The 1,254-nt window shown below is 56.0% G+C and carries 1 protein-coding gene; it reads left to right on the forward strand.

Features of this window, described 5'->3' with window-relative positions; translation table 11 throughout:
- Positions 1–1,254: anthranilate synthase component I family protein (locus tag D5S03_RS00075; RefSeq protein WP_502697104.1), on the forward strand; the 1,254-nt coding region annotated here is incomplete at both ends.

The raw sequence follows: 1,254 nt of genomic DNA on the forward strand, positions 1-1,254 counted from the left end.
AAACATATGATCAACCTGCAGCAGAAGGCCACCTGTCTGCCCGCGGATACGCAGACGCCGGTGTCCCTTTATCTGAGCCTCATCGGCAAAGAAAAGGGAATAATGCTGGAGAGTTCCGAGGTGGACGGGCGTCTGGGAAGGTACAGCCTGCTGGCCTGGGATTTCAGGCTGCAGCTTAGTTGCAGCGAGGGCAAATTAAGGGTCAAGACCTTAGATGATCGCTTGGACGGGCTCAAAGAGATGCAGGGCATGGACTTTATCCAGGGTGTGCGCTCTGTGCTGGCTGAACTAAAAGTTCAGCCGGATCCCGCTTTCCAGTTGCCCCCTGTGACCAGGGCGGTTTACGGATATCTGGGATTCGGTCTTGGAGGGCTTCTGGAGCCCAGACTGGCAGAAGTGCTGCCTCCTGAAGAAGCCGAAGCCCAGCTGGTACTGCCGGGGCGGATACTGCTTTTCGATCACCTGCATCACAACTGCTATTACATCTGCTTAGACAAGGAGATAGCCCTGCCCAAGCCCAAACCCTGCAAGGCCAGAAGCGAGTTCAAGGTGGGCAGTGTCAGCACCACTCCCTCCCAGGAAGAGTACCAGGCCAGGGTAAGTGATATCAAGGAGCTTATAAGACAGGGCGAAGCAATCCAGGTGGTTCTCTCCACCCGGTTCAGCGCTGACTTCCGGGGAGATCCGTTTCTGGTTTACCGCCATTTGCGGCGTATAAATCCCTCGCCATATACTTTTTATCTGAATATGGAAGGTATTACCCTGATGGGGTCTTCACCTGAATTGATGGTCAAGTGCGGCCAGGACGTGCTGCAGCTAAGGCCCATTGCCGGAACCAGGCACCGGGCTGAGAGCGAAAAAGAGGACGAGCGCCTGGCCGAGGATCTTTTATCCGATGAAAAGGAAAGGGCCGAACACGTCATGCTGGTGGATCTGGGCCGCAATGACCTGGGCCGCATGGCTGTGGGCGGAAGTGTGGAAGTGGACAAATTCATGCGGGTGGAGAGATTTTCCCATGTCATGCACATGACCTCTTATCTATCCGCCAGGCTCAAGGAGGGGCTGGACGCCTTAGAGGTCATCCGGGCTTCATTTCCCGCCGGAACCGTGTCCGGTGCGCCCAAGATAAGGGCCATGGAAATAATAGGTGAGCACGAGCCCGCTCCCAGGGGACCCTATGCCGGGGCCATAGGCTGGATAGGCTTAGACAAGGACAGCGTGAATCTGGATACGGGCATAACCATCAGGAGCCTG

It is taken from the genome of Desulfonatronospira sp. MSAO_Bac3 (assembly GCF_003838035.1).
Lineage (GTDB): Bacteria > Desulfobacterota > Desulfovibrionia > Desulfovibrionales > Desulfonatronovibrionaceae > Desulfonatronospira > Desulfonatronospira thiodismutans.